A 19,112-nucleotide genomic window follows, 5' to 3' on the forward strand; every position below is an offset into this window, starting at 1 on the left:
CCCTGGGCCAGGACGACCCCGCCGCCCTGATCGACCCCCTCAACGCCACCCGCCCACACCTGACCGCCGCCCACCCCGAACTGGCCGCCCGCATCCACGCCCTCGTGGACCCACCCGGAGCCGACACCACGACGTGACGGCCCGCCCGCTCCAAGGCGGAGCCGCCGGCGCAACACTCTCCGCGATCCCCTCCGCCCGGGCCTCGTGGCCGCGGACGTGCCGAGACCTGCCGCCACGCGGCGCCGCGGCCTGAACACCGCTGCGGAGCAGGTGCGTTCCACGGATCGGCGGAAAGGTCCCTCAGACGTCCTTGTCCGGGGGCACGGGGCGCTGTGCGGCCCATGCCTCCCGTGTCGCCTCGTCGACGGGCCGGTGGTAGCCGGGAGCCGCCCCGAACCCGAGCACGGACATCACCTTGCCCGCGACCACACCGAGCACGGCTATGCCCACCGCGACGGCGAACAACCACGGCCGTGCGAGGACAACGGCGAACCCCCCGAGGAAGGCACCCACCAGGATCACCGAAATCCCCGTCCACGACGCCGCCGATGCACCATGCTGCGCGCTCATCCGCTTCCCCCTTCTCGATCCCTCGGCCCGGGCTCCCGAAACAACCATCGGTACTCCGATGCGCCCGCCCGAAACCGCCCCGCAAGTTCGTCCGGTGATGCCCTCTACCCGATCCGGCGCGCACCATGTCGGCCGAGCACGAGCCATGCCGGCGAGGCGAAGTCCCCTTCGGCACAGGCCGATGCCAGGGAGTCAAGCCGTAGGCACCCCGCTTCCCGACGCGTCCTCGTCGGCGGTCGGCGCGGGCGCTTCTTGCGGTGGGCGCAGGCGGTCACGAAGGTGACGCCGTACCCGTACTCGCCCGGCGCCGCGACGAACCGGGCGTCGTCGGCCCCGCTCTCCTCCTCCAGGCGGTGCCCACCGCCCCCGGGCCCCGCTGGTTCGGAGATGGTGGGAGAGCTCCCGCCGACCCGGACCCACTCTCTTCCGGGCCGGCCGGGAACTCTCCCACACTCAGACTTCGGCTCACCTCAACCGCACCGTGGACGATGCCCCGAAATGGTCAGCCGTGGGCTACGGAAGGGCTGCTGCGGCGCAGGCCGCTCCGGCGACGAACGGGTTCACGAACGCGGCTGTGAGTGCGACCCCGCACGCCGCGACATCACCCGCACGAGCATCGACCACTCGATCATCGGTGCCCGGTGGTCCGGGGCCCGATCCGGATGGCCCTGCTCTCCGCAGACACCCGCGCGGGCGGGATTCACTTCGGCCGGTCTCCGCAGAACTTGTGTTCCGCCGCCACGGGGTCGCGGGGGATGCGCAGTGTCGTGCGGTGGTGGGAACCGGCGAGGTTGCGGAGGAAGCGGCTCGGGCTCAGGGGTGCACGGGTGGAGTCGAGGAGTTCCTTCAGGTCGCCGCACGAGAGCGCGTGCCGGGCGGCGGCCAGGTTCTCGGGGGTGACGCCCGGAACGCCGGGCGCCGACAACTCGTGCATCGCAGGGTCGAGTTCGAGGGCGAGGAGCCAGACGTCGTCGATGAGTTTGCGGTGGCCCGGCCATTTGTGTTGCCAGCCCGGCGTGTATTCCAGGTGCGCGCCGACGCTGTTGGCCAGGCCCCAGACCTCGACGATGTACTGGTCGAGCGGGACCACTTGGCCGGTGACTCCGAGGAAGCCGCCCGGGATGGATACTCGGGCCGGGGCGTGATCCGGGTTCAGCGGCAGCATCGTGGTGGGCCGGCCATCGGGTCCGAGTCGCACCAGGACGGGACGATTCGCGGCCAATCCCGCGGCCGTCGACTCACGCAGTCCGGGGAACGTGAGGACCCAGTCACGCGTGTGGTCGGCGTTGGAGGTGCCGGTGATGCGGATGTCGCTGTCGCGAATCCGTGCGGTCGTCGAGGCGTCGTGCCCGTGGTAGGCCGCAGGGTGCCACGGGCCCACACAGGCCACGGCCCACACCCCCACGATCGCGGCCGCCGGGCTCGTCCAGCGTGTCGCGGGCAGTAGCAACCCGGGCATGAGCGCGAGGAACATCGCCGGGAGCAGCATCCGGGCATGCATGTAGTCCCCGCCGAGGTTGATCACGTAGACCGTGACCACCAGGGCCGACACGATCGGTGTGAGCGGCACCACCAGCTTGCGCCGGTCGGTCCGCGACCGGATCGACCAGGCCGCGAGAACGGCGAGGAACAGCAGGGCCGGCACGTACAGGACGTAGGGCGCGGTGAAGTCCCAGAGGTAGCGCATTCCGCGGCCCGGGTCGCTCGTGCCGGCCTCCTTGGTGAGCGCGGGCATCGGGACCAGCAGGCCGTAGTAGCCGGCACGGAAGACCTCGTACGCGATCGGCAGCGCGCTCGCGGCCGCGATCCGTGCGACGCACGCGCCGCGGCCGGGCCGCGCCACGAGCAACGCACCCACGAGGAACACCCCGGTGACGAGCGCCAGATCGGGCCGCACCAGGACCCCGAGCCCGTACCAGACGGAATCCGCGCACGCCCGACCCGCGCTCGTCCCGCCGCGGGAACGCACGAGCAGCCACCAGCACCCGGCGAGCCAGAACGTGCCGAGCCCGGTGTCCAGACCGGCGGTTGCGTAGTCCCAGAAGACCGGCACCGCCAGTGGCACCAGCACACCCGCGGGAAGGAGCAACCTGCCCGCGGGCTCCGTGTACAGGCGCCTGGTGGCGTCGAGTGCGACGGCCACTCCCGCCGTGGTCAGCACCAGCCCCGCCATGACCGCGACGAACCCCAGGTCGCCCGGCGTGATCGCGCCGAGGAGAACCAGCAGCCACTGCCACAGCGTGCTCGTATTGGCCTCGACGCGCTCGTCCACGTTCAGCACGGGGCCGTTGCCGGCGAGGATCTGGCGGACGGTCCGCAGGAAGATGACGCCGTCGTCGGCGAGAGCCCGATGCCGCCACCCGAGCACTCCCAACACGATCGTGGGCACCATCACGGCCAACGCGTTTCGACGTCGAAACCGTGCGAGGGGGCCGGGTACCGACGGGTCGGGGGGCTCAGCCGCGGCTTCGTCGATGCCAACCGGGAGGAGCGACGGGTTGGCCATGGGTCCTCGGGTCTCATTGTTGTTCGGACACGGGCTCTCGACCCACATGTGCGGACGGCCCGGTTCCCGGGCCCACCTTGCGAGACGCTAATCGGCAGGCCGGCGGAATCGACTGGGGAAACGCGACCGTTGTTCCGGGACGGCGACGTGATTCCGGGGATGGTGCTTCGTGTGGGGGCCGAGATGTTGGAGATTGGCCGGGGTACTTCCCTTGGCCGTCCGGGTGACGGCTGAGAAGCCGTCTTCTTACCGAACTTGGCGTCGGTTTACAGGACTTGGATCCTCGGTGGGGTGATGTTGCTGCTGTCGGCGCATGAGGGCAGGGCCTCTTGGAATCTCGGGGGCTGTCGAGACCGTACGAGATGTCCCGGAAAGCCCTGTTGTCACGGTTGTAACGTGGTTGCAGGAGGCAAGTCCAATCCGTTCCGTCCTGAGTGTGACTGCCTCGCGCATGTGTACGGGAACGCGGGCGGACGCGCGCCGGATCCTGCTCCGTCGCGACGCCGTGTCCCTGCCGGGGTCGGCCGAGTTGCGTGTTCTGCGCGCGTGGCGGAGGTGTTGACGAGTGCCGAGGCGCGAACCGCGCTGGAATCCGTCGTCGAGGTCATCGCGAATGGTGGGCCGATGCACGCGCCCGGTCGGTGGCGGCCGATGGCGAGCCGGTTGGGTGACGCGTGGCGTTCCGCCGCCGTGTTGGCCAACTCCGCCGGTGAGCCGGGACGAGTTGCCGAGACTCTGCTCGGACGCGACCGGCTTCGCGGGTCCTGCCGACAACGAAGCCCTGGATCGGTCCATCGGTTTGACCCTGAATGATTTGGACTGGGCGGCGGGTTCCCTCCGAAGTGACCGCTCGCCGGGCGCCCTGGCGCGAGGGTGATCGGTCGTCCCTGCCCGTCACGGTCGGAGTCGTCGAGGCGCTTCCGGGCGTGGGAACGACCTGGGCGAAGCGGCCGATCGATGACCTCCATTCGGCGGCGGCGTATGTGCACGCGTCGGTGGGCGGCGTGGATGTGCGTGCCGAGCGATGCCGGGGGCCTGTTCATCCGGGGCCGGGGTTGGGTTCATCTGTCGTGAGGTCGGATGGTGGACGATGCGGGGATGACGAGTGACCGGGACGGCACATGCCACAGCACGACGAGGCAATTCCCTTGGCTCGTGGGGATGCCGAAGCCCTGGCCACCACGCTGAACGCCGTCGCCGACCCCACGCGCCTGCAACTGTTGAGCCTGATCGCCACGTCCCCCGGCGGGGAGGGCTTGTGTCTGTGATTTGTCGGGTTCTCTCGGGTTGCGTCAGCCCACGATCAGTCATCACCTCAAGGTTTTGATCGACGTGGGGCTACCGACTCGTGAAGAGCGCGGTACCTGGGCCTGGTACACCCTCGTCCACGATCGCCTCGGCCTGGTGGGCACCATCCTGAACACGGTGATACCCGCACGCTGATCCGCTCGATGTCCCCTGTCGACGACCCGGCTTCGCCGTCCCGCGTCGGTCGCCTCTTCAGTCCTGTTCCCCGGTGATCTCGGTGATGAGGGTCCTGATGCGCTTCTCGATCTCGTCGCGGATCGCGCGGACGGCGTCGACACCTTGGCCGGCCGGGTCGTCGAGGGCCCAGTCGAGGTAGCGCTTGCCGGGGAAGATCGGGCAGGCGTCGCCGCAGCCCATGGTGATGACGACGTCGGAGGCTTGGACGGCCTCGGTGGTGAGGACCTTGGGGGTCGCGTGGGAGATGTCGATGCCGACCTCCTTCATCGCCTCGACCGCGGCCGGGTTGACCTGGTCACCGGGGATCGAACCGGCGGAGCGGACCTCGATGGCGCCTTGGCCCAGGTGTTCGAGGAAGCCTGCGGCCATCTGGGAGCGGCCGGCGTTGTGGACGCAGACGAACAGCACGGAGGGCTTGTCGGACATGGCGGGGTCCTTTCGGTACAGGTGTGGAGCCGGACGGCCAGGAGTGTGGCGTGGCGGTGGTGGTGCGCAGGTCGGTGAGGAGTGCGGTGACGCGGGTGTCGATCTCGTCGCGGATGGTGCGGACGGTCTCGGCCAGGCCGCCGCCGGGGTCGGCGACGGGCCGGTCCGCGTAGCGGCGGCCCGCGATCGGGGGCAGGGCGTCGAGGCAGCCGAGGCTGATGACCACGTCGGCCGCGGCCACGACCTCGTCGGTGATCGCCTTGGGGAACGCCTGGCCGGCGTCGATGCCGATCTCGGCGAGCGAGGCGACCACGGCCGCCTCGACCTCCGGGCCGGGTGCGGTGCCCGCCGACCACGCCCTCGCGGCGCCGTCGGCGTGCCGGTTGAACAGGGCGGCGGCGATCTGGGAGCGCCCGGAGTTCGCGGCGCACACGAACAACACGCGCGGCTCGCGGTCGGCGTTCGCGGTGTGCGCGAGCGCGTCCAGGCGCTCGGCGGCGAACCGCTCCGCGAGCAGCGGCAGATGCTTGGTCACGGTGGCGGCCGCGGCCAACGCCTCGCACGAGGCGTACAGCACGGATCGCACCGTCGTCGCCGAGAACACGCCCGCGTACGCGGTGGTCAGGCGCCGCTCGCCGCCGGCCGGCAGGGCAACGAGGGCGCGGGGCATGGCTGGGCTCCTCGGATCGGGGGTTCGCTTTCCGCGTCCCACACCAGTAACGTATCAGTCCATGATGATGTCAGTCGATGCTGATGTGTTGAAGGTGCTCGCGGACCCGCTGCGCCTGCGCATCGTCTCGCTGCTCGCGGGCGAGGCGCTGTGCGTGTGTCACCTGATCGAGGAGACCGGCGCGAGGCAGACGAACCTGTCCAACCACCTCAAGGTGCTGCGCGAGGCCGGCCTGGTGGACACCGAGCCGTGCGGGCGCTTCGTCTACTACCGCCTCAGGCCCGAGGCACTCGACGTCGTCGCCACCGCCCTGGGGGATCTCGCGGCCACCGCACGCGAGACCGCCGCGAACGCCCGGAAGAGGCCCTGCTGATGACCGCCACCGACAGCCCGCCCGCGACGACGGACGGCTCCGCCGCGATCGTCGGCAAACTCTCCACCCTGGACCGGTTCCTGCCGGTGTGGATCGGCCTGGCCATGGCGATCGGGATCGGCCTGGGCAAGCTGATCCCGGGTCTGGACGACGCGCTGTCCAAGGTCGAGATCGGCGGCATCTCGCTGCCGATCGCGCTCGGCCTGCTGCTGATGATGTACCCGGTGCTGGCGAAGGTCCGCTACGACCGCCTGGACACCGTCACCGGCGACCGCAAGTTGATGGCGTCGTCGTTGGTGATCAACTGGATCATCGGCCCGGCGATCATGTTCGCGCTGGCCTGGATGTTCCTGTCGGATCTGCCCGAGTACCGCACCGGCCTGATCATTGTCGGGCTGGCTCGCTGCATCGCGATGGTGATCATCTGGAACGACCTCGCGTGCGGCGACCGCGAGGCCGCTGCGGTGCTGGTCGCGCTCAACTCGGTCTTCCAGGTCGTCATGTTCGGCGTCCTGGGCTGGTTCTACCTCGATCTGCTGCCCGGATGGCTCGGATTGGGCGACGGGGAACACCTGGACGTGTCGTTCTGGAAGATCGCCGTCAACGTGATCGTCTTCCTCGGCATCCCCCTGCTGGCCGGATTCGTCACCCGCCGCCAGGGCGAGAAGGCCAAGGGACGCGACTGGTACGAGACGAAGTTCCTCCCGAGGATCGGGCCGGTCGCCCTGTACGGGCTGCTGTTCACCATCGTCATCCTGTTCGCGCTCCAGGGCGACACCATCACCAGCGAGCCCGGCGACGTCGCCCGCATCGCCGTGCCCCTACTCGTCTACTTCGCCGTGATGTGGTTCGGCTCCTACGCCATCGGACGCGGTATCGGCCTCCCGTACGACCGCACCGCCACCCTCGCGTTCACGGCGGCGGGCAACAACTTCGAGCTGGCCATCGCGGTCGCCATCGGCACCTTCGGTGTCACGTCCGGCCAGGCCCTCGCGGGCGTCGTCGGCCCGCTGATCGAAGTGCCCGTGCTGGTGGCCTTGGTCTACGTGTCGCTGGCGTTCATGCGGCGCGCGCGAGAGTCCTCGTCCGTGTGACCTTCCGGATGGCGGCCCGGGTGCTCCCCGCGCCCGTGCCCCCACCGCGAAGCCCTCCCCCGAGGGCCGCCGGAAAGGTCGGCAGCCGCAGGCGCCCGGCTTGCCGGCGCGGATGATCGCCGAGCTCATCCCGTCGGTGATCTCGTGGGTCGGCAGTGCCGCGGGTCGACCGGCTGGGCCCGACCGGATCGTTGCGCCTGCGCCGCACCCGACGGCGTTCGTGCGGGCCGCGCGGTGTGCGGCCGACGACGTGGCCCTGCCCGTCCGGCGCCGTCGGGCACGTTCGATACTGGCCCGGGGAATCCGGGTGGTTCGGGAAGGGGCCGGCGTTGACGTGGTCCGGCGGCCTGCTCGGCTTCACCGCGGGCATGCTGATATCGGTCGTGACCGCCCCGGTCGGTGTCTCGGGCGCGGTGTTCCTCCTGCCGGTACAGGTCAGCGTGCTGGGCGTGCCGAGCCCGGCGGTGACGCCGACGAACCTGCTGTTCAACGTCGTTGCGGGGCCCGGTGCCCTCGCGCGATACCGCAGAGCCGGGGCCTTGGGCGGGCCCCTTGCCCGGCTGCTGATCCTGGGCAGCGCGCCGGGGGTGGTGATCGGCGCCGCGGTGCGGGTGTTCGCCGTTCCCGGGCCGAGGGTCTTCCGGCTGCTGGTCGCCGCGTTGCTGCTGCCGCTGGGGGTCTGGTTGTGCTCGCGCACGCTGCGTCCGGCCCGCGCTCGAACCGCGGCGCCGCCCTCGCCGCGGACCACCCTCGCGCTCGCGCTCGGCGTCGGGACGGTCGGCGGGATCTACGGTATCGGCGGCGGGTCCATTCTCGGGCCGATCCTCGTGGGCCGCGGGATGCCGGTGGCGGTCGTGGCCCCGGCCGCGCTGGCCTCCACGTTCGTCACCTCCCTGGTCGGCGCGGGCACCTACGCCGCCCTGTCCGTGGTCGCGCCCGGCGACGTCGCCCCGCAGTGGCTGCTCGGTCTGGCGTGCGGACTCGGCGGATTGATCGGCGGGTACCTCGGCGCGCGCCTGCAGCCGCACGTGCCCGAGACGGCGCTGCGGCTACTCCTCGGCGCCCTGGCGGCCGCCGTCGGCGTCCTGTACGCCGTCCAGGGCACGCGCTGAACCCTTCCGTCGCCGGGCGCCGCCCGTCGGCCGGCCTCAGGCGTTGCGGGGTGCGTACATGATGACGCCCTGATCTGCCTGGTCGGCGTCGCCGTAGACGTCCAGGACGCCGCTCGCGCGGGCGGGCGTCATGCGGGTGACGGTGACCGTGGGCGCGCCGGTGGGGGCGATGTCGGTCACTGCTTCTCCGGATCGGTGGTGGGGATGCTGCCGAGGGCGAGGAGGGTGCCGGCGACGGCCAGGACGGCCAGGACGGCGAACATGTGCGGGTAGCCGCCCAGGGGTTCGGCCAGGGCGGCTCCGGCGAACGGGGCGAGGGCGGAGGCGGCCATGATCGGCGCGGCGAGGATCCCGGACAGGGCGCCGTAGGACGCGGTGCCCCACCGGTCGGGGATCGCGGTGGCCTGCAGGAGGGTGGTGATGCCGCGCGCGGTGCCGGCGAGGACGGCGACCGAGATCAGCAGCCACACCGGCCCCGGCACGAACGCCAACACGATCGTGGTCGCGGCGGCCGTGGTCAGGACCCAGGTGGTGCGGGTGCGCACGCTCGTCGAACGGGCCAGGGCGGCGTAGCCCAGGCGTCCGGCGACCTGGCCGACGCCGCCCAGCCCGAGTGCCCAGGCGGCGAGGGTGGTGCTCGCGCCGCGCTCCGTCAGGAGCGGGACGAGGTTGATCATGACCGCGTACATCGCGAAGCACGCGATCGTCAGCGAGAGAACCAGGAGCACGAACGGGCGACTGCGCACCACCGACCGCGTTCCCGCGTTCGCATGGGCCCGCGCCGCATCGGGGGCGGGGGCGGGGGCGGGCGCCTTCGGCCACGGGCGGCGCAGGATCACCGCGTGGACGGGGATGGTGACCCCCGCAAGGATCAGGGCGAGGACGAGGTAGACGCCGCGCCAGGAAAGGTGGTCGGCCAGCGTCGCGGTCAGTGGGGCGAAGACGGTGCCGGCCAGGCCCGCGACGAGGGTGACCGTGGTCAGCGCGGGGACGTGGTTCGGGGCGTTCCAGCGGGTGAGGGCGACGAACGCGGGTTGGTAGAGCACGGCTGTCATCGCCGCCCCGGCGAGCAGCCACGCGGCGGTGAAGCACCAGATGTTGGGAGCGGCGGCCACGGCGATCACGGCCACCGTCGCGAGGACCGAGCCCAGGGTCATGGCGGCGTGGGGGCCGCGTCGGTCGAGGACGCGGCCGAGCGGGATGCCGCCGACGGCGGCGACGATCAGCGCGGCGGAGAACGCGGCGGTGGTGGCGGGCGGGGACCAGCCGGTGTCGTCCTCGATCGCGCCCGCGAGGACGGGGAAGGCGTAGTAGAGGATGCCCCAGCTGGTGATCTCGGTGACGCACAACCCGATCAGGACGGCGCGCAGCCGCGGCCGATGCGGATCCTCGGTCGCGGCTGCGCGGGCGGTGCGGGTGGGTGCCGTCACCGGCGCCTGCTCTCGGCGCGGCGCCGGCCGTGACGGGGGTCAGGCATCGGCGCGCTCGGCGTCGCCCGAGTAGCCGTGCACCCGCCCGGTCGCGAACCCGACCCCGGCACCGATGGTGACCGGTTCCGGGGCGGGTGTCCCGCAGCACGACGCCGCGACCGGCTCCGGCTCGGCGGCCGGGGTTCCGCAGCAGGAGGCTTCCTCGACGACCGGCTCCGGAGCACACGTCGAACCGCAGCCGCCGCCGGCCTCGTCCTCGCCGGGCAGGTTCGTGGAGCACACGCCGGTCTCCGGGAGTTCCAGGTGCACGGTGTCGGCGGCCTCGCGGTCGCCGGCGAGTGCGGCGGCGATCGAGCGGACCTGCTCGTAGCCGGTCGCCATCAGGAACGTGGGGGCGCGGCCGTAGGACTTCATGCCGACGATGTAGAAGTCGGTCTCGGGGTGGGCGAGTTCGCGTTCGCCGTGTGGGGGCACGGTGCCGCAGGAGTGGAAGTTGGGGTCGATCATCGGCGCCAGCTTCACCGGGGCCTCGGTGCCCGGGTCCAGTTCGACGCGGACCTCGCGCAGCATGTCCGGGTCGGGACGGAAGCCGGTCGCGGCCACCACGGTGTCGACGGTGATCTCGCGCCGGCCGTCGGGAGTGGTGCCGGCGACGGTCACGCCCTGCTCGGCTGGGGCGAAGCCGGTGATGGTGAAGTTGCGGACCAGGGTGATCGCGCCCGCCTCGACCGCCTGCTTGACCCGGGAGCCGAGCGCGCCGCGCGCCGGGAGCCCGTCGGCGTCGCCGCCCCCGTACAGCCGCGCCACCGACGCGCCGCGCACCACCCACGTGATCCGGGTGCCCGGTTCGGCGTCGGCGAGTTCCACCAGCGAGAGCAGGGTGTTCGCGGCCGAGTGCCCCATGCCGACGACCAGGGTGTGCCGGCCGGCTAAGCGGTCGCGGTCACGGCCCGGAACGTCGGGCAGGGCGCCGGCGATGTACGGGGCCGCCTCGACCTCCCCGGGGGCGAGCAGTCCGGACTCCCCCAGGGGGTTCGCCCGGCCCCAGGTGCCGGACGCGTCGATCACCGCCGCCGCCTCGATGTCCTCGACGCGACCGTCGGCGCCGGCGACCCGCACGAACAGGGGGTGGGTGTCGCGGTCGATGGTGCGGGTCTTGTCCACGCCGCGCCGCGCCACCGCGATCACGCGGGTGTTGGTGCGGATGCGCGGCGCGAGTTGCTCGGTCGCGGCCAGTGGGGCGAGGTAGGCGTCGACCAGTTCGGCGCCGGTGGGCAGTTCGCCGGCGGGCGGGGCGGTCCAGCCGGTGGGCTCCAGCAGGCGGCGGGCGGCGGCGTCGGTGTCGTACTCCCAGGGCGAGAACAGCCGCACGTGTCCCCACTCGCGGATCGCCGCGCCCGCGGCGGGCCCGGCCTCCAGGACCAGGGGGTCCAGGCCGCGCTCGATCAGGTGGGCAGCGGCGGCCAGGCCGATCGGGCCGGCGCCGATGACCACGACCGGGCGGGTCTGCTGCTGTGGCGTGCTCATGGCAGGGCTCCTCGAACGTTCGACGACGATGATTGCTCGACAACAAACGCAACTGTAAACAGTAAATACTGTTGATAGCAACATGCGCCGTGGTTCAATGGGGTCATGACGAACACGCTCGACGTTCTGCTGATGGACCCCGCCGTCGGCGACACCGCCGCGACCCGGGCACACACCCTCGCCCCGCTCCTGAAGGCGCTCGGTGACGAGAACCGGCTCACCCTGGTGCTGCTGTTGGCCGAGCGCCCGCACACGGTGCGCGAGCTGACCGACGCCACCGGCATGGGCCAGACCCTGGTCAGCCACCACCTCGCGCCCCTGCGCGAGCAGGGCCTGGTGACCGTGACGCCGCGTGGGCGGGCGAACGTGTACGCGCTGTGCTGCGAGGCGCTGGTGACCCCGATGCGCCTGCTCGCCACCCTCGCCTCGGCCAGCCCCGAGGGCCTGGACGCCTGCCGCACCGGCGCCGACTGCGGCTGACCCTCGCGCCTCAACAGTTGGAGTCGCCCCGCATCCGGTGGGCCGGCAGCACTGGATCAGGTACGCCTTTGAGCGCGTCCAGTCGCGGTGCGATGCGCTCGGGGTCCGCGCGGTAGCGCACCGCCCGACCGTCGCGCACCGACACCAGCGACCCGCCGCGCTTGATACGACAGCCTCACGCTCTTCTCCCCGGCACGGTTCTCGTCCCTGCCCGGCGCCCCGTTCCCTGGCGATCCGGACCGCTACCCCACCCGCGACGAGGTCGTGGAATACCTCCGTGCCTACGCCGCCTGCCCGGACGCCGACATCCGCACCGACACCCGGGTCACCGCCGTGACCCACGACGGCGACGCCCTTCTCGTCGAAACCGAGGGCGGCGCGCGACTGTCGACGCCGAGGGTGATCGCCGCGACCGGAGGCTTCGGCCGCCCCCACCTTCCCGCTCTCCCCGGCCTGGACGTCTTCGAGGGGCGGGTCCTGCACGCCTCGCACTACCGCAACCCCAAGGACTTCGACGGCATGCGGGTCGTCGTCGTGGGCGGCGGCAACTCGGCCGTGCAGAGAGCCGTCGACCTCGCCGACGTCGCCCGCGTCTCGCTCGCGACGCGAGGCCCGTTGAAGTGGGCCAGGCAGCGTGTGCTGGGCAGGGAGCTGCACTGGTGGCTGGGGCACACCGTCCTCGACATCGCCCCACTCGCAACTCGGCGGCAGGACCATGGCGGTCATCGACGACGGCCGCCATCACGCGGCACTCGAGACCGGGAACCCCAACCCGCGGCCGATGTTCGCCCACCAGACCACGAACTCGATCGTATGGGCCGACGGCCCCGACGAACGCCTCGACGCCGTCGTCCTGGCCACCGGCTACCGCCCCCCTGGACTACCTCGACGCCGCCGGCGCCCTCGACACCGACGGCCTGCCGCCGCACGACAAGGGCGCTTCCACCACCGTCCCGGTCTCGGCTACGTCGGCCTGGAATGGCAGCGCAGCCTGTCCTCCGCGAGCCTGCGCGGCTCCGCCCGCGACGCCGCCCACGTCCTGAACCGACTCCGCAAGACCGTGCGCCGACCGGGCCCGTGTCGGGTCAGCCCGCCGCGAGCACGCCCGCCAGCATCGCGAGCGCCTGCGGATCGATTCGGTAGTACACCCACGTGCCCCGGCGCTCGCTGGTCACCAGCCCGGCCTCGCGCAGCTTCTTCAGGTGATGGCTGACCGTCGGCTGGGACAGGCCGACGTCCGGCAGGTCGCACACGCACGCCTCGCCGTTCGCGTGCGAGGCGATCGCCGAGAACAACCGCAGGCGCACCGGATCACCCAACCCCTTGAACATCACCGCCAGGCGTTCCGCGTCCGACACTCCCAGCGCCTCGCGCACCACCGGCGGGCAGCACGCCGCCCCGCTCGACCCGACCACGTCCAACCCCAGAGACTTCGACATCCTTCGATATTGACAGATGACGAATCAAGAGCCAAACTCTCTTGTATCGACAGACGTCAATACAGGAGGTCGTCGTGAACGCCGTCATCGAAAACGCCCGCCGCACCCTGGACGCGGCCCGCGCCCACCGCCGCGAACGCCGCCTGGGCGACGTCGTCCTGCCCGAGGGCACCGGCGAGGTCTGCGACAACCGCTGCCGCGCCCGGGCCCACCTCGACCGCACCGGCGCGTCCGTGTCCGCGTACTCCCGCTGAACCGCCCACCCGACCACCCCGCACCCACCGGAGGATCACCATGTCCCGCGTCCAACTCGCCCTGCGCGTCGCCGACCTCGAAGCCTCGATCGCCTTCTACACCAAGCTCTTCGGCACCGAACCCGCCAAGCTCCGCGAGGGCTACGCGAACTTCGCCGTCGCCGAGCCGCCGCTCAAGCTCGTGCTGATCCAGGGCGAGCCCGGCAACGACACCGTCATGGACCACCTCGGCGTCGAGGTCGAGACCACCGACCAGGTCACCGCCGCCACCGATCGCCTCGCCGACGCCGGCCTGACCACCCGCGAGGAGAACGACACCACCTGCTGCTTCGCCCTCCAGGACAAGGTCTGGGTCAGTGGCCCGGGCAACGAACCCTGGGAGGTCTACGTGGTCAAGGCCGACGCCGACACCATGACCAAGGCACCCGACAGTGCTTGCTGCACCCCCGTTGCTGACACCCCGGCAGGGGCCGGCGCGGGCGAACAGGTCACGAGCGGCTGCTGCGGCTGAGGACCGGGCGGGCTCGGCGTCGGTGCAACGCAAACCCCGCGGCGCAGCGGCGGGCGACACCGATCGAGCGGCCACCCGCGGCGGCCACTCATGCACCGTCGTCGGACCCGCACACCTGCCGGGACGGGGCGGGATCGCGGCCTGGCCGGCCTGGTCACGTACCGGGTTGCCGGAGTCAAAGGTGGTGTGGCTGGTGGAGACGGAATCGTAGAAGCTCTGGAACTGCTGTTCTCCACGCTGGATACGTCGCTTGACGGAGTACGCCTCGCGGGGGCGGAGGTAGCTGTACTCGCCGTCGCTGTCGGCATTGGGGAACGACGGGTCCGGGAACGGCTGCAGGGCGCCGGACGTGCCCTTGGGTGCCGGTCGGCGGCGGATCACCACTGCGTGATGAGCGGCGTGTCCGGTTCCTGCCGACGCCAGGCTTGGGTGAGGCGGGCGAGGCGGGTGGGGGCGGCGATGCCGCGCACGGTGGCGATCCTGCCGTCGGCGATGTCGAACGTGACGGAGCCGACGACCCGGTCGGCGAGCACGAAAAGGATGGCGGGGGCGCCGTTGACGACCGCGTAGTGGGCGGCGGGCGGGCCGCCGGCGAGTCGGCGTTTCGCGGGTGCGGGTTTGAAGCCGGCCCGGGCGATGGCGGCGATGCGCTGCGGGGTGTCGTAGCGCAGCAGCTTCTCGGCCAGGCCCGCGAGGTTGGAGTCGGAGACGGCGATGGCGTCGTCGGTGAGCAGCGCCACCAGCCGTTCGGTACGGCCCGAGGACGCGGCGGCGAGGAATTCCTCGACGATCCGGCGGGCGGACGCCGGGTCGACTTCGCCGCCGCTGCGGCGGCGCTCGGCGGTGATGCGGTGCCGGGCCCGGTGGAGGTGCTGCTGGCTGGCGGAGTCGGTGATGTCGAGGATGTCTGCGATCTCGGCGTGGTGGTAGGAGAACGCCTCGCGCAGGAGGTAGACGGCCCGCTCCAGCGGTGTCAGGCGTTCCATGAGGGTCAGCATCGCGAGGGAGACCGATTCGCGCTGCTCGAAGGTGTCGGCCGGGCCGAGCATCGGGTCGCCTGCCAGGAGTGGTTCGGGCAGCCAGGCGCCGGCGGTGCGTTCGCGGCGGGTGTGCGCGGAGCGGAGCTTGTCCAGGCACAGGTTGGTGACGACCTTGGTCAGCCAAGCTTCCGGCGCCTTGATCTGCTGCCGGTCGGCAGCCTGCCAGTGCAGGAACGCGTCCTGCACGGCGTCTTCGGCGTCGGCGGCGGAGCCCAGCATGCGGTACGCCAGCGAGGCCAGCCGGTTGCGGCCGGCCTCGAACCGGTTGATGTCGAAGCGGTCGACGGCGGTGCTGTTGTCCACGGGGACGACCCTAGGCGGCGGCGCGGCCGGGCTTGTCGGCGGCCACCCGGTCGGTGGCTGTGTTCGGTGCGGTGGCCAGGCGGTGCTTGCGCGTGGGCAGGCAGAAGGTCGGGTGCGAGGTGGTCCACAGCGACAGCTTGAGAATGCCCGACTTGATTCGAGCGGCTTTGCGGCCGCTCACATACTTGGGCTTCGGCTGGGCTTGGTCGTCGACCGTCTGCCAGAGCCCGTCGCGTCGTCCGAGGCTGATGTGGTTGAACGCGTAGACCAGCTTGACGTTCGCGACCTTGCGGCCGGTCAGGCCTCCCACGATCGCGTTCATGGCCTGCATGCCGGTGTAGCCGGCCGTCGCGCAGGACATCGGCAGAGGCTTGCCGTTGTCGCCGATGGCGTAGGCGCTGTCGCCGACGGCGTAGACGTTCGGGTGCGACACCGACCTCATGCTGCGGTCGACGACGATCCGACCCTGGTCGGTGACCTCCAGCCCGCCGGCGGCGGCGAGGGGGTCGACCGCGAACCCGGCCGTCCAGACGGTCGCATCCGACGCCAGGACGCTGCCGTCCGCGCACAACACCCGCGCCGCCTCGACAGCTTCCACGCTGGTGTGCTCCAGGACGGTGACGCCCAGCCGGTCGCAGGCCCGGCGCAGGTGGCCGCGGGCCCCGGCGGACAGCCGGGCACCGAGCTCGCCGCGGGCGATCAGTGTCACCGACAGCCCGGGCCGGGACTCGGCGATCTCGGTGGCGGTCTCGATGCCGGTCAACCCGTCGCCGACCACCAAGGCATTCCCGCCTTCGCCCCGCCCACCCAGACTGTCCAGGCGCTCGCGCAGGCGCAGCGCCGAGGGCCGGGCGGCGATGTCGAAGGCGTGCTCGGCCGCGCCGGGGACGGCGCCGTTGTCGCCGTGGCTGCCGAGCGCGTACAGGAGTGTGTCGTAGCCGAGTTCGCCGCCGCCGTTCGCGTCGGCCACCGTGACGACCCGGCGCTCCGGGTCGACGGCGGTGATCCTGGCCAGGCGCAGCCGTATCGCGGTGCCCGCGAAGACGTCGGCGAGTTTCGGGGCGTCGATCTGCCGGCCGGCGGCGAGCTGGTGCAGCCGCAGTCGCTGGACGAAGTCCGGCACGGCGTTGACCACGGTGACCTCGACCTCCGCCGGGGACAGCCGGCGCGCCAGGTTCCCGGCGACGTAGGCCCCCGCGTAGCCGGCGCCCAGGACGACGATGCGGTGCTTCATGTCTCGCTCCTGTCAGTTCGCTTGCTCTTCGTGAGTTGAGCGGGACAGCGCCCCGATTCCTGACAGGAACTGCGTGTGGCGTGGGTCACAGGGCGAGCAGGAGCACCTCCCGGGAATGACCGCGGCGGCGCACAAGCTCCGCCGGGTCAGCACGGTGCGGCTGCGGGCAGGGGCGGTGCGGCCCCTGCAACACAGCAGCGAAGCGGGGTCGACCGCTCAGCGAACAGCACGTCCGGTCGCACGCGAACCGTCGCACCCGCACGGCAAGGACCATGCGTCTGCCGGCCCTTGATCCTCACGGTGCGGCGAGGGTGGTGAAACGGACAGTCGTGGCGCGACCGTCCTTGAGCACTGCAACGTCGGCGGGTGTGATGCCGATGCGGTCGGCGAGTTCACCCACCGACATATTTCGCTTGGCGAGCATGACGTTGATGTCGACGGCGATCGGCACCAGCCCACCTCGTTCAGCTCGGCCTCCGTCACGAGCACAGTCGGGCTGCGCTCCTGCCGCTCTGTGACTCATGCCACTCGCAGTTCCTGTCAGGAATCGGGTCGCTGTTCCGCTCAACTCCCCGAGAGCAAGCGACCCGAAGAGAGGACCTGGGCGTGCGGCCGGCCTGCAACGTCACAGACCTGACCGCCCCAGCCGAAGCCTTCGCCGTGGGGCGCGGGGCGGTCTCCCACATCGAACGCCCCGATGGCTGCCGCCGACACCGACGGGGCCCTCGCCGCGGCACAGGGCGCCTCCACCTGACGTGGCCCCGCACCGGCTCACCGTGCCACCCCGCCAAGCGCTGCGCGGGGCGGTCGGAACCCTCCCCATTCACTCGGTGAACGGTTCTGCTCTGGCGCTGACTCCGTATGCCCTTTTGAGAGGAATCCTCATGAGTACGAGCCCTGTACAGGCGGTACCCGCTGACGGCAGCAGCGGTGGTGCGCCGGATGCGCGTCAGCTGCGCGCGATCCTGATCGCCGTGTCGATGGCGCTGATGGCCGTCATCGCGTCCGTGTCCGGACTGATCGTCGCCCAGACGGAGATGGCCGTCGACTTCGACACCTCGCAGAGCACGGTCCTGTGGATCGTCAACATCTACACCCTCACCCTGGCCGCGCTGCTGCTTCCGCTCGGCGCGATCGGTGACCGCTTGGGCCGCAAGCCCATGCTGGTCGCGGGGCTGGCCGTCTTCGGCGTCGGGAGCATTGCGGCGGCCGTGGCCCCGACTGCCGAGGTGATGCTGGCCGCGCGCGCCGCGAGCGGTGTGGGTGCGGGAATGATCATGCCCATCACCCTGGCCGTCATCACCTCCACCTTCCCCGAGGAGCAGCGTGGAAAGGCGATCGGCGTGTGGACCGGCGTCGCCGGAGGCGGCGGCGTCCTGGGCATGTTCCTGTCCGCCCTTCTCGTCGACGTCGCCGACTGGCGTTGGCTGTTCGTCCTGCCGGTATCCCTGGTCGTCGTGGCCCTGGGCATGACGCTGAAGTCGGTTCCCAACTCCCGTGAGCGCTCCGCCCACGCCTTCGACACCATAGGCGGACTGGTTTCCATCGTCGCCGTTGCCGGCCTGGTCTTCGTCCTGCAGGAGGGCCCCGAGCGCGGCTGGACCGCACCGGCGACGCTGATCGGCCTCGCCGTCGGTCTCGTCGCCGCGGCCGGTTTCGTGGCCTGGGAACTGCACCGCCGCGACGCCGCGTTGCTGGACGTACGGCTGTTCCGTGACCGCGGCCTGTCCGGCGGCTCGATCACGCTGGTAGTGGTCTTCGGTGTCCAGGCGGGTACCCAAGTGGTCCTCTTCCCGTTCCTCCAGGCCGTGCTCGGCTGGTCGGGGCTGCTGTCCGCGGCGGCGCTGATGCCCCTGGCCATCGCGATGATCCTGTCCTCCAACCTGGCGCCCAGGCTCGCCGCGCGGATCGGCGCCCGCCCGACCATGGCCGCGGGGATCGCGCTGACCGGCGCCGGCCTGGCGCTCATGGCCCTGTTCGCCTCCGTCGACGGCGGCTACCTGTCGATCCTGCCCGGCATTGTGGTCATGGGCATCGGCATGGGCCTGTCCATGGTGCCCTCCACCGAGGCGATCACCCGCTCGCTGCCGAGCGAGAACCAAGGCGTCGCCTCCGCGCTCAACGACGTCACCCGCGAATTCGGCACCGCACTCGGCGTCGCCATGCTCGGCGCGCTCCTGTCGGCCGGCTACCGCAACGCCATCGACGACAGGCTGGACGGCATCCCCCAGGAGACCGCGGACACCGCACGGGAAGGCATCGCCAACGCGCTCGAGGCCTCGGGCAGCGCCGGCCCCCACGAGGCGGACCTGATCCACGCCGCACGACAGTCCTTCGTCGACGGATGGCAGCAGTCCATGTGGGCAGGCGTCGCCGTCATGGGCGTACTGCTCGTGTACATCGCCGTCCGCGGCCCGAAGCATGCCACCCCTGCGGCTGCATCGGACGAGGCACAGGACACCGAGACCGTCGCCGCCCGATGACCGCATGACCGATCGATTCGGAATGCTTCCGAAGTCGACGGAGGCAGATGATCAAACAGGCACGCGAACAAGGGACTTCATCGAACCGCGATCACCCCACGGAGCCACGATCAACCTCGGGCGTTAACGGCTGTACGGCGGCTGCTACCCGCCCCCGGATACCACGTGCAGGCGT

Annotated in this window: 19 protein-coding genes and 1 pseudogene; 9 read left to right on the forward strand and 11 right to left on the reverse strand. The window is 71.5% G+C overall.

The window, feature by feature from the left end; genetic code table 11:
- Nucleotides 1-300: 300 nt before the first annotated feature.
- Entirely contained in the window at nucleotides 301-570 is a 270-nt protein-coding gene (locus ACIRL2_RS38835; RefSeq protein ID WP_402238698.1) for an HGxxPAAW family protein, read from the reverse strand.
- Nucleotides 571-1,270: 700 nt separating this feature from the next.
- On the reverse strand, nucleotides 1,271-2,962 hold the full coding sequence (locus ACIRL2_RS38840) for a hypothetical protein (RefSeq protein WP_402238701.1): 1,692 nt from the start codon (nucleotides 2,960-2,962) through the stop codon (nucleotides 1,271-1,273).
- A 1,235-nt stretch (nucleotides 2,963-4,197) separates the two neighbouring features.
- On the opposite strand from ACIRL2_RS38840, the gene ACIRL2_RS38845 reads away from it, so the two are divergent.
- Nucleotides 4,198-4,344 (forward strand): hypothetical protein, encoded by a 147-nt coding sequence (locus ACIRL2_RS38845; RefSeq protein ID WP_402238703.1) that lies wholly within the window; start codon nucleotides 4,198-4,200, stop codon nucleotides 4,342-4,344.
- Nucleotides 4,345-4,576: 232 nt separating this feature from the next.
- On the opposite strand, the gene ACIRL2_RS38850 is transcribed toward ACIRL2_RS38845, so the two are convergent.
- Both ACIRL2_RS38850 and ACIRL2_RS38855 read right to left on the reverse strand, forming a co-directional pair.
- The gene (locus tag ACIRL2_RS38850; protein ID WP_402238705.1) at nucleotides 4,577-4,930 is read right to left on the reverse strand and encodes an arsenate reductase ArsC; all 354 of its coding nucleotides are present in this window, start codon (nucleotides 4,928-4,930) and stop codon (nucleotides 4,577-4,579) included.
- Nucleotides 4,857-5,657, reverse strand: coding sequence for a low molecular weight phosphatase family protein (locus ACIRL2_RS38855; RefSeq protein WP_402238707.1), 801 nt, complete (start codon nucleotides 5,655-5,657; stop codon nucleotides 4,857-4,859). The genes ACIRL2_RS38850 and ACIRL2_RS38855 overlap by 74 nt, the downstream gene beginning before the upstream one ends.
- Before the next feature lie 61 nt (nucleotides 5,658-5,718).
- Between ACIRL2_RS38855 and ACIRL2_RS38860 the strand changes: the two genes are divergently transcribed.
- The 3 genes from ACIRL2_RS38860 (at nucleotide 5,719) to ACIRL2_RS38870 (ending at nucleotide 8,236) form a co-directional block, all read left to right on the forward strand.
- Nucleotides 5,719-6,030, forward strand: a complete 312-nt coding sequence (locus ACIRL2_RS38860; protein WP_402238708.1) for an ArsR/SmtB family transcription factor — start codon at nucleotides 5,719-5,721, stop codon at nucleotides 6,028-6,030.
- Nucleotides 6,030-7,124, forward strand: coding sequence for an ACR3 family arsenite efflux transporter (gene arsB / locus ACIRL2_RS38865; protein WP_402238709.1), 1,095 nt, complete (start codon nucleotides 6,030-6,032; stop codon nucleotides 7,122-7,124). Before ACIRL2_RS38860 ends, arsB begins: the two co-directional genes overlap by 1 nt.
- Before the next feature lie 329 nt (nucleotides 7,125-7,453).
- Entirely contained in the window at nucleotides 7,454-8,236 is a 783-nt protein-coding gene (locus tag ACIRL2_RS38870; protein WP_395870951.1) for a sulfite exporter TauE/SafE family protein, read from the forward strand.
- 36 nt (nucleotides 8,237-8,272) lie between these two features.
- Here the strand turns inward: ACIRL2_RS38870 and ACIRL2_RS38875 are convergent, their stop codons facing one another.
- The 3 genes from ACIRL2_RS38875 to ACIRL2_RS38885 are packed head-to-tail and all read right to left on the reverse strand — an operon-like array spanning nucleotide 8,273 to nucleotide 11,193.
- Entirely contained in the window at nucleotides 8,273-8,416 is a 144-nt protein-coding gene (locus tag ACIRL2_RS38875) for a hypothetical protein (RefSeq protein WP_395870949.1), read from the reverse strand.
- A complete protein-coding gene (locus ACIRL2_RS38880) occupies nucleotides 8,413-9,666 on the reverse strand; it encodes an MFS transporter (protein ID WP_402238713.1) in 1,254 nt (417 codons plus the stop codon). Before ACIRL2_RS38880 ends, ACIRL2_RS38875 begins: the two co-directional genes overlap by 4 nt.
- A 39-nt stretch (nucleotides 9,667-9,705) precedes the next feature.
- Nucleotides 9,706-11,193 carry an FAD-dependent oxidoreductase gene (locus tag ACIRL2_RS38885; RefSeq protein ID WP_402238716.1) on the reverse strand — a complete coding sequence of 496 codons (1,488 nt, stop codon included), beginning with the start codon at nucleotides 11,191-11,193 and terminating at the stop codon, nucleotides 9,706-9,708.
- 105 nt (nucleotides 11,194-11,298) lie between these two features.
- Here ACIRL2_RS38885 and ACIRL2_RS38890 point away from each other — a divergent pair, with 105 nt between their 5' ends.
- Together ACIRL2_RS38890 and ACIRL2_RS38895 are read left to right on the forward strand one after the other, a co-directional pair.
- Entirely contained in the window at nucleotides 11,299-11,673 is a 375-nt protein-coding gene (locus ACIRL2_RS38890; RefSeq protein WP_395870943.1) for an ArsR/SmtB family transcription factor, read from the forward strand.
- Nucleotides 11,674-11,880: 207 nt separating this feature from the next.
- Nucleotides 11,881-12,816, forward strand: coding sequence for an NAD(P)-binding domain-containing protein (locus ACIRL2_RS38895; RefSeq protein WP_402238905.1), 936 nt, complete (start codon nucleotides 11,881-11,883; stop codon nucleotides 12,814-12,816).
- Here ACIRL2_RS38895 and ACIRL2_RS38900 read toward each other — a convergent pair.
- Complete coding sequence (locus ACIRL2_RS38900) at nucleotides 12,759-13,112, reverse strand: ArsR/SmtB family transcription factor (protein ID WP_395870941.1); 354 nt, start codon at nucleotides 13,110-13,112, stop codon at nucleotides 12,759-12,761. The two genes, ACIRL2_RS38895 and ACIRL2_RS38900, sit on opposite strands and share 58 nt — an antisense overlap.
- A 74-nt stretch (nucleotides 13,113-13,186) precedes the next feature.
- Between ACIRL2_RS38900 and ACIRL2_RS38905 the strand changes: the two genes are divergently transcribed.
- Together ACIRL2_RS38905 and ACIRL2_RS38910 are read left to right on the forward strand one after the other, a co-directional pair.
- Entirely contained in the window at nucleotides 13,187-13,366 is a 180-nt protein-coding gene (locus ACIRL2_RS38905; RefSeq protein ID WP_402238719.1) for a hypothetical protein, read from the forward strand.
- 40 nt (nucleotides 13,367-13,406) lie between these two features.
- Entirely contained in the window at nucleotides 13,407-13,877 is a 471-nt protein-coding gene (locus ACIRL2_RS38910; protein WP_402238722.1) for an ArsI/CadI family heavy metal resistance metalloenzyme, read from the forward strand.
- Between the two features lie 377 nt (nucleotides 13,878-14,254).
- Here the strand turns inward: ACIRL2_RS38910 and ACIRL2_RS38915 are convergent, their stop codons facing one another.
- The 3 genes and pseudogenes from ACIRL2_RS38915 to ACIRL2_RS38925 form a co-directional block, all read right to left on the reverse strand.
- The gene (locus ACIRL2_RS38915) at nucleotides 14,255-15,220 is read right to left on the reverse strand and encodes a sigma-70 family RNA polymerase sigma factor (protein ID WP_402238724.1); all 966 of its coding nucleotides are present in this window, start codon (nucleotides 15,218-15,220) and stop codon (nucleotides 14,255-14,257) included.
- A gap of 10 nt (nucleotides 15,221-15,230) precedes the next feature.
- Nucleotides 15,231-16,454 (reverse strand): NAD(P)/FAD-dependent oxidoreductase, encoded by a 1,224-nt coding sequence (locus tag ACIRL2_RS38920; RefSeq protein ID WP_402238727.1) that lies wholly within the window; start codon nucleotides 16,452-16,454, stop codon nucleotides 15,231-15,233.
- 301 nt (nucleotides 16,455-16,755) lie between these two features.
- Nucleotides 16,756-16,905, reverse strand: a pseudogene (locus ACIRL2_RS38925) (helix-turn-helix domain-containing protein); the annotation flags it as partial.
- A gap of 433 nt (nucleotides 16,906-17,338) precedes the next feature.
- Between ACIRL2_RS38925 and ACIRL2_RS38930 the strand changes: the two are divergent.
- Nucleotides 17,339-18,937 (forward strand): MFS transporter, encoded by a 1,599-nt coding sequence (locus ACIRL2_RS38930; RefSeq protein WP_402238730.1) that lies wholly within the window; start codon nucleotides 17,339-17,341, stop codon nucleotides 18,935-18,937.
- Nucleotides 18,938-19,112: the final 175 nt, after the last annotated feature.

The sequence above is a fragment of the Embleya sp. NPDC127516 genome, assembly GCF_044765325.1.
GTDB lineage: Bacteria > Actinomycetota > Actinomycetes > Streptomycetales > Streptomycetaceae > Embleya.

Coding starts and splice junctions, on each gene's coding strand:
- arsB (WP_402238709.1), top strand. CDS start 6,030: ATGACCGCCACCGACAGCCCGCCCGCGACGACGGACGGCTCCGCCGCG.
- ACIRL2_RS38850 (WP_402238705.1), bottom strand. CDS start 4,930: ATGGCCGCAGGCTTCCTCGAACACCTGGGCCAAGGCGCCATCGAGGTC.
- ACIRL2_RS38860 (WP_402238708.1), top strand. CDS start 5,719: ATGATGATGTCAGTCGATGCTGATGTGTTGAAGGTGCTCGCGGACCCG.
- ACIRL2_RS38845 (WP_402238703.1), top strand. CDS start 4,198: ATGCCACAGCACGACGAGGCAATTCCCTTGGCTCGTGGGGATGCCGAA.
- ACIRL2_RS38920 (WP_402238727.1), bottom strand. CDS start 16,454: ATGAAGCACCGCATCGTCGTCCTGGGCGCCGGCTACGCGGGGGCCTAC.
- ACIRL2_RS38930 (WP_402238730.1), top strand. CDS start 17,339: ATGAGTACGAGCCCTGTACAGGCGGTACCCGCTGACGGCAGCAGCGGT.
- ACIRL2_RS38840 (WP_402238701.1), bottom strand. CDS start 2,962: ATGGTGCCCACGATCGTGTTGGGAGTGCTCGGGTGGCGGCATCGGGCT.
- ACIRL2_RS38855 (WP_402238707.1), bottom strand. CDS start 5,657: ATGCCCCGCGCCCTCGTTGCCCTGCCGGCCGGCGGCGAGCGGCGCCTG.
- ACIRL2_RS38910 (WP_402238722.1), top strand. CDS start 13,407: ATGTCCCGCGTCCAACTCGCCCTGCGCGTCGCCGACCTCGAAGCCTCG.
- ACIRL2_RS38835 (WP_402238698.1), bottom strand. CDS start 570: ATGAGCGCGCAGCATGGTGCATCGGCGGCGTCGTGGACGGGGATTTCG.
- ACIRL2_RS38900 (WP_395870941.1), bottom strand. CDS start 13,112: ATGTCGAAGTCTCTGGGGTTGGACGTGGTCGGGTCGAGCGGGGCGGCG.
- ACIRL2_RS38885 (WP_402238716.1), bottom strand. CDS start 11,193: ATGAGCACGCCACAGCAGCAGACCCGCCCGGTCGTGGTCATCGGCGCC.
- ACIRL2_RS38890 (WP_395870943.1), top strand. CDS start 11,299: ATGACGAACACGCTCGACGTTCTGCTGATGGACCCCGCCGTCGGCGAC.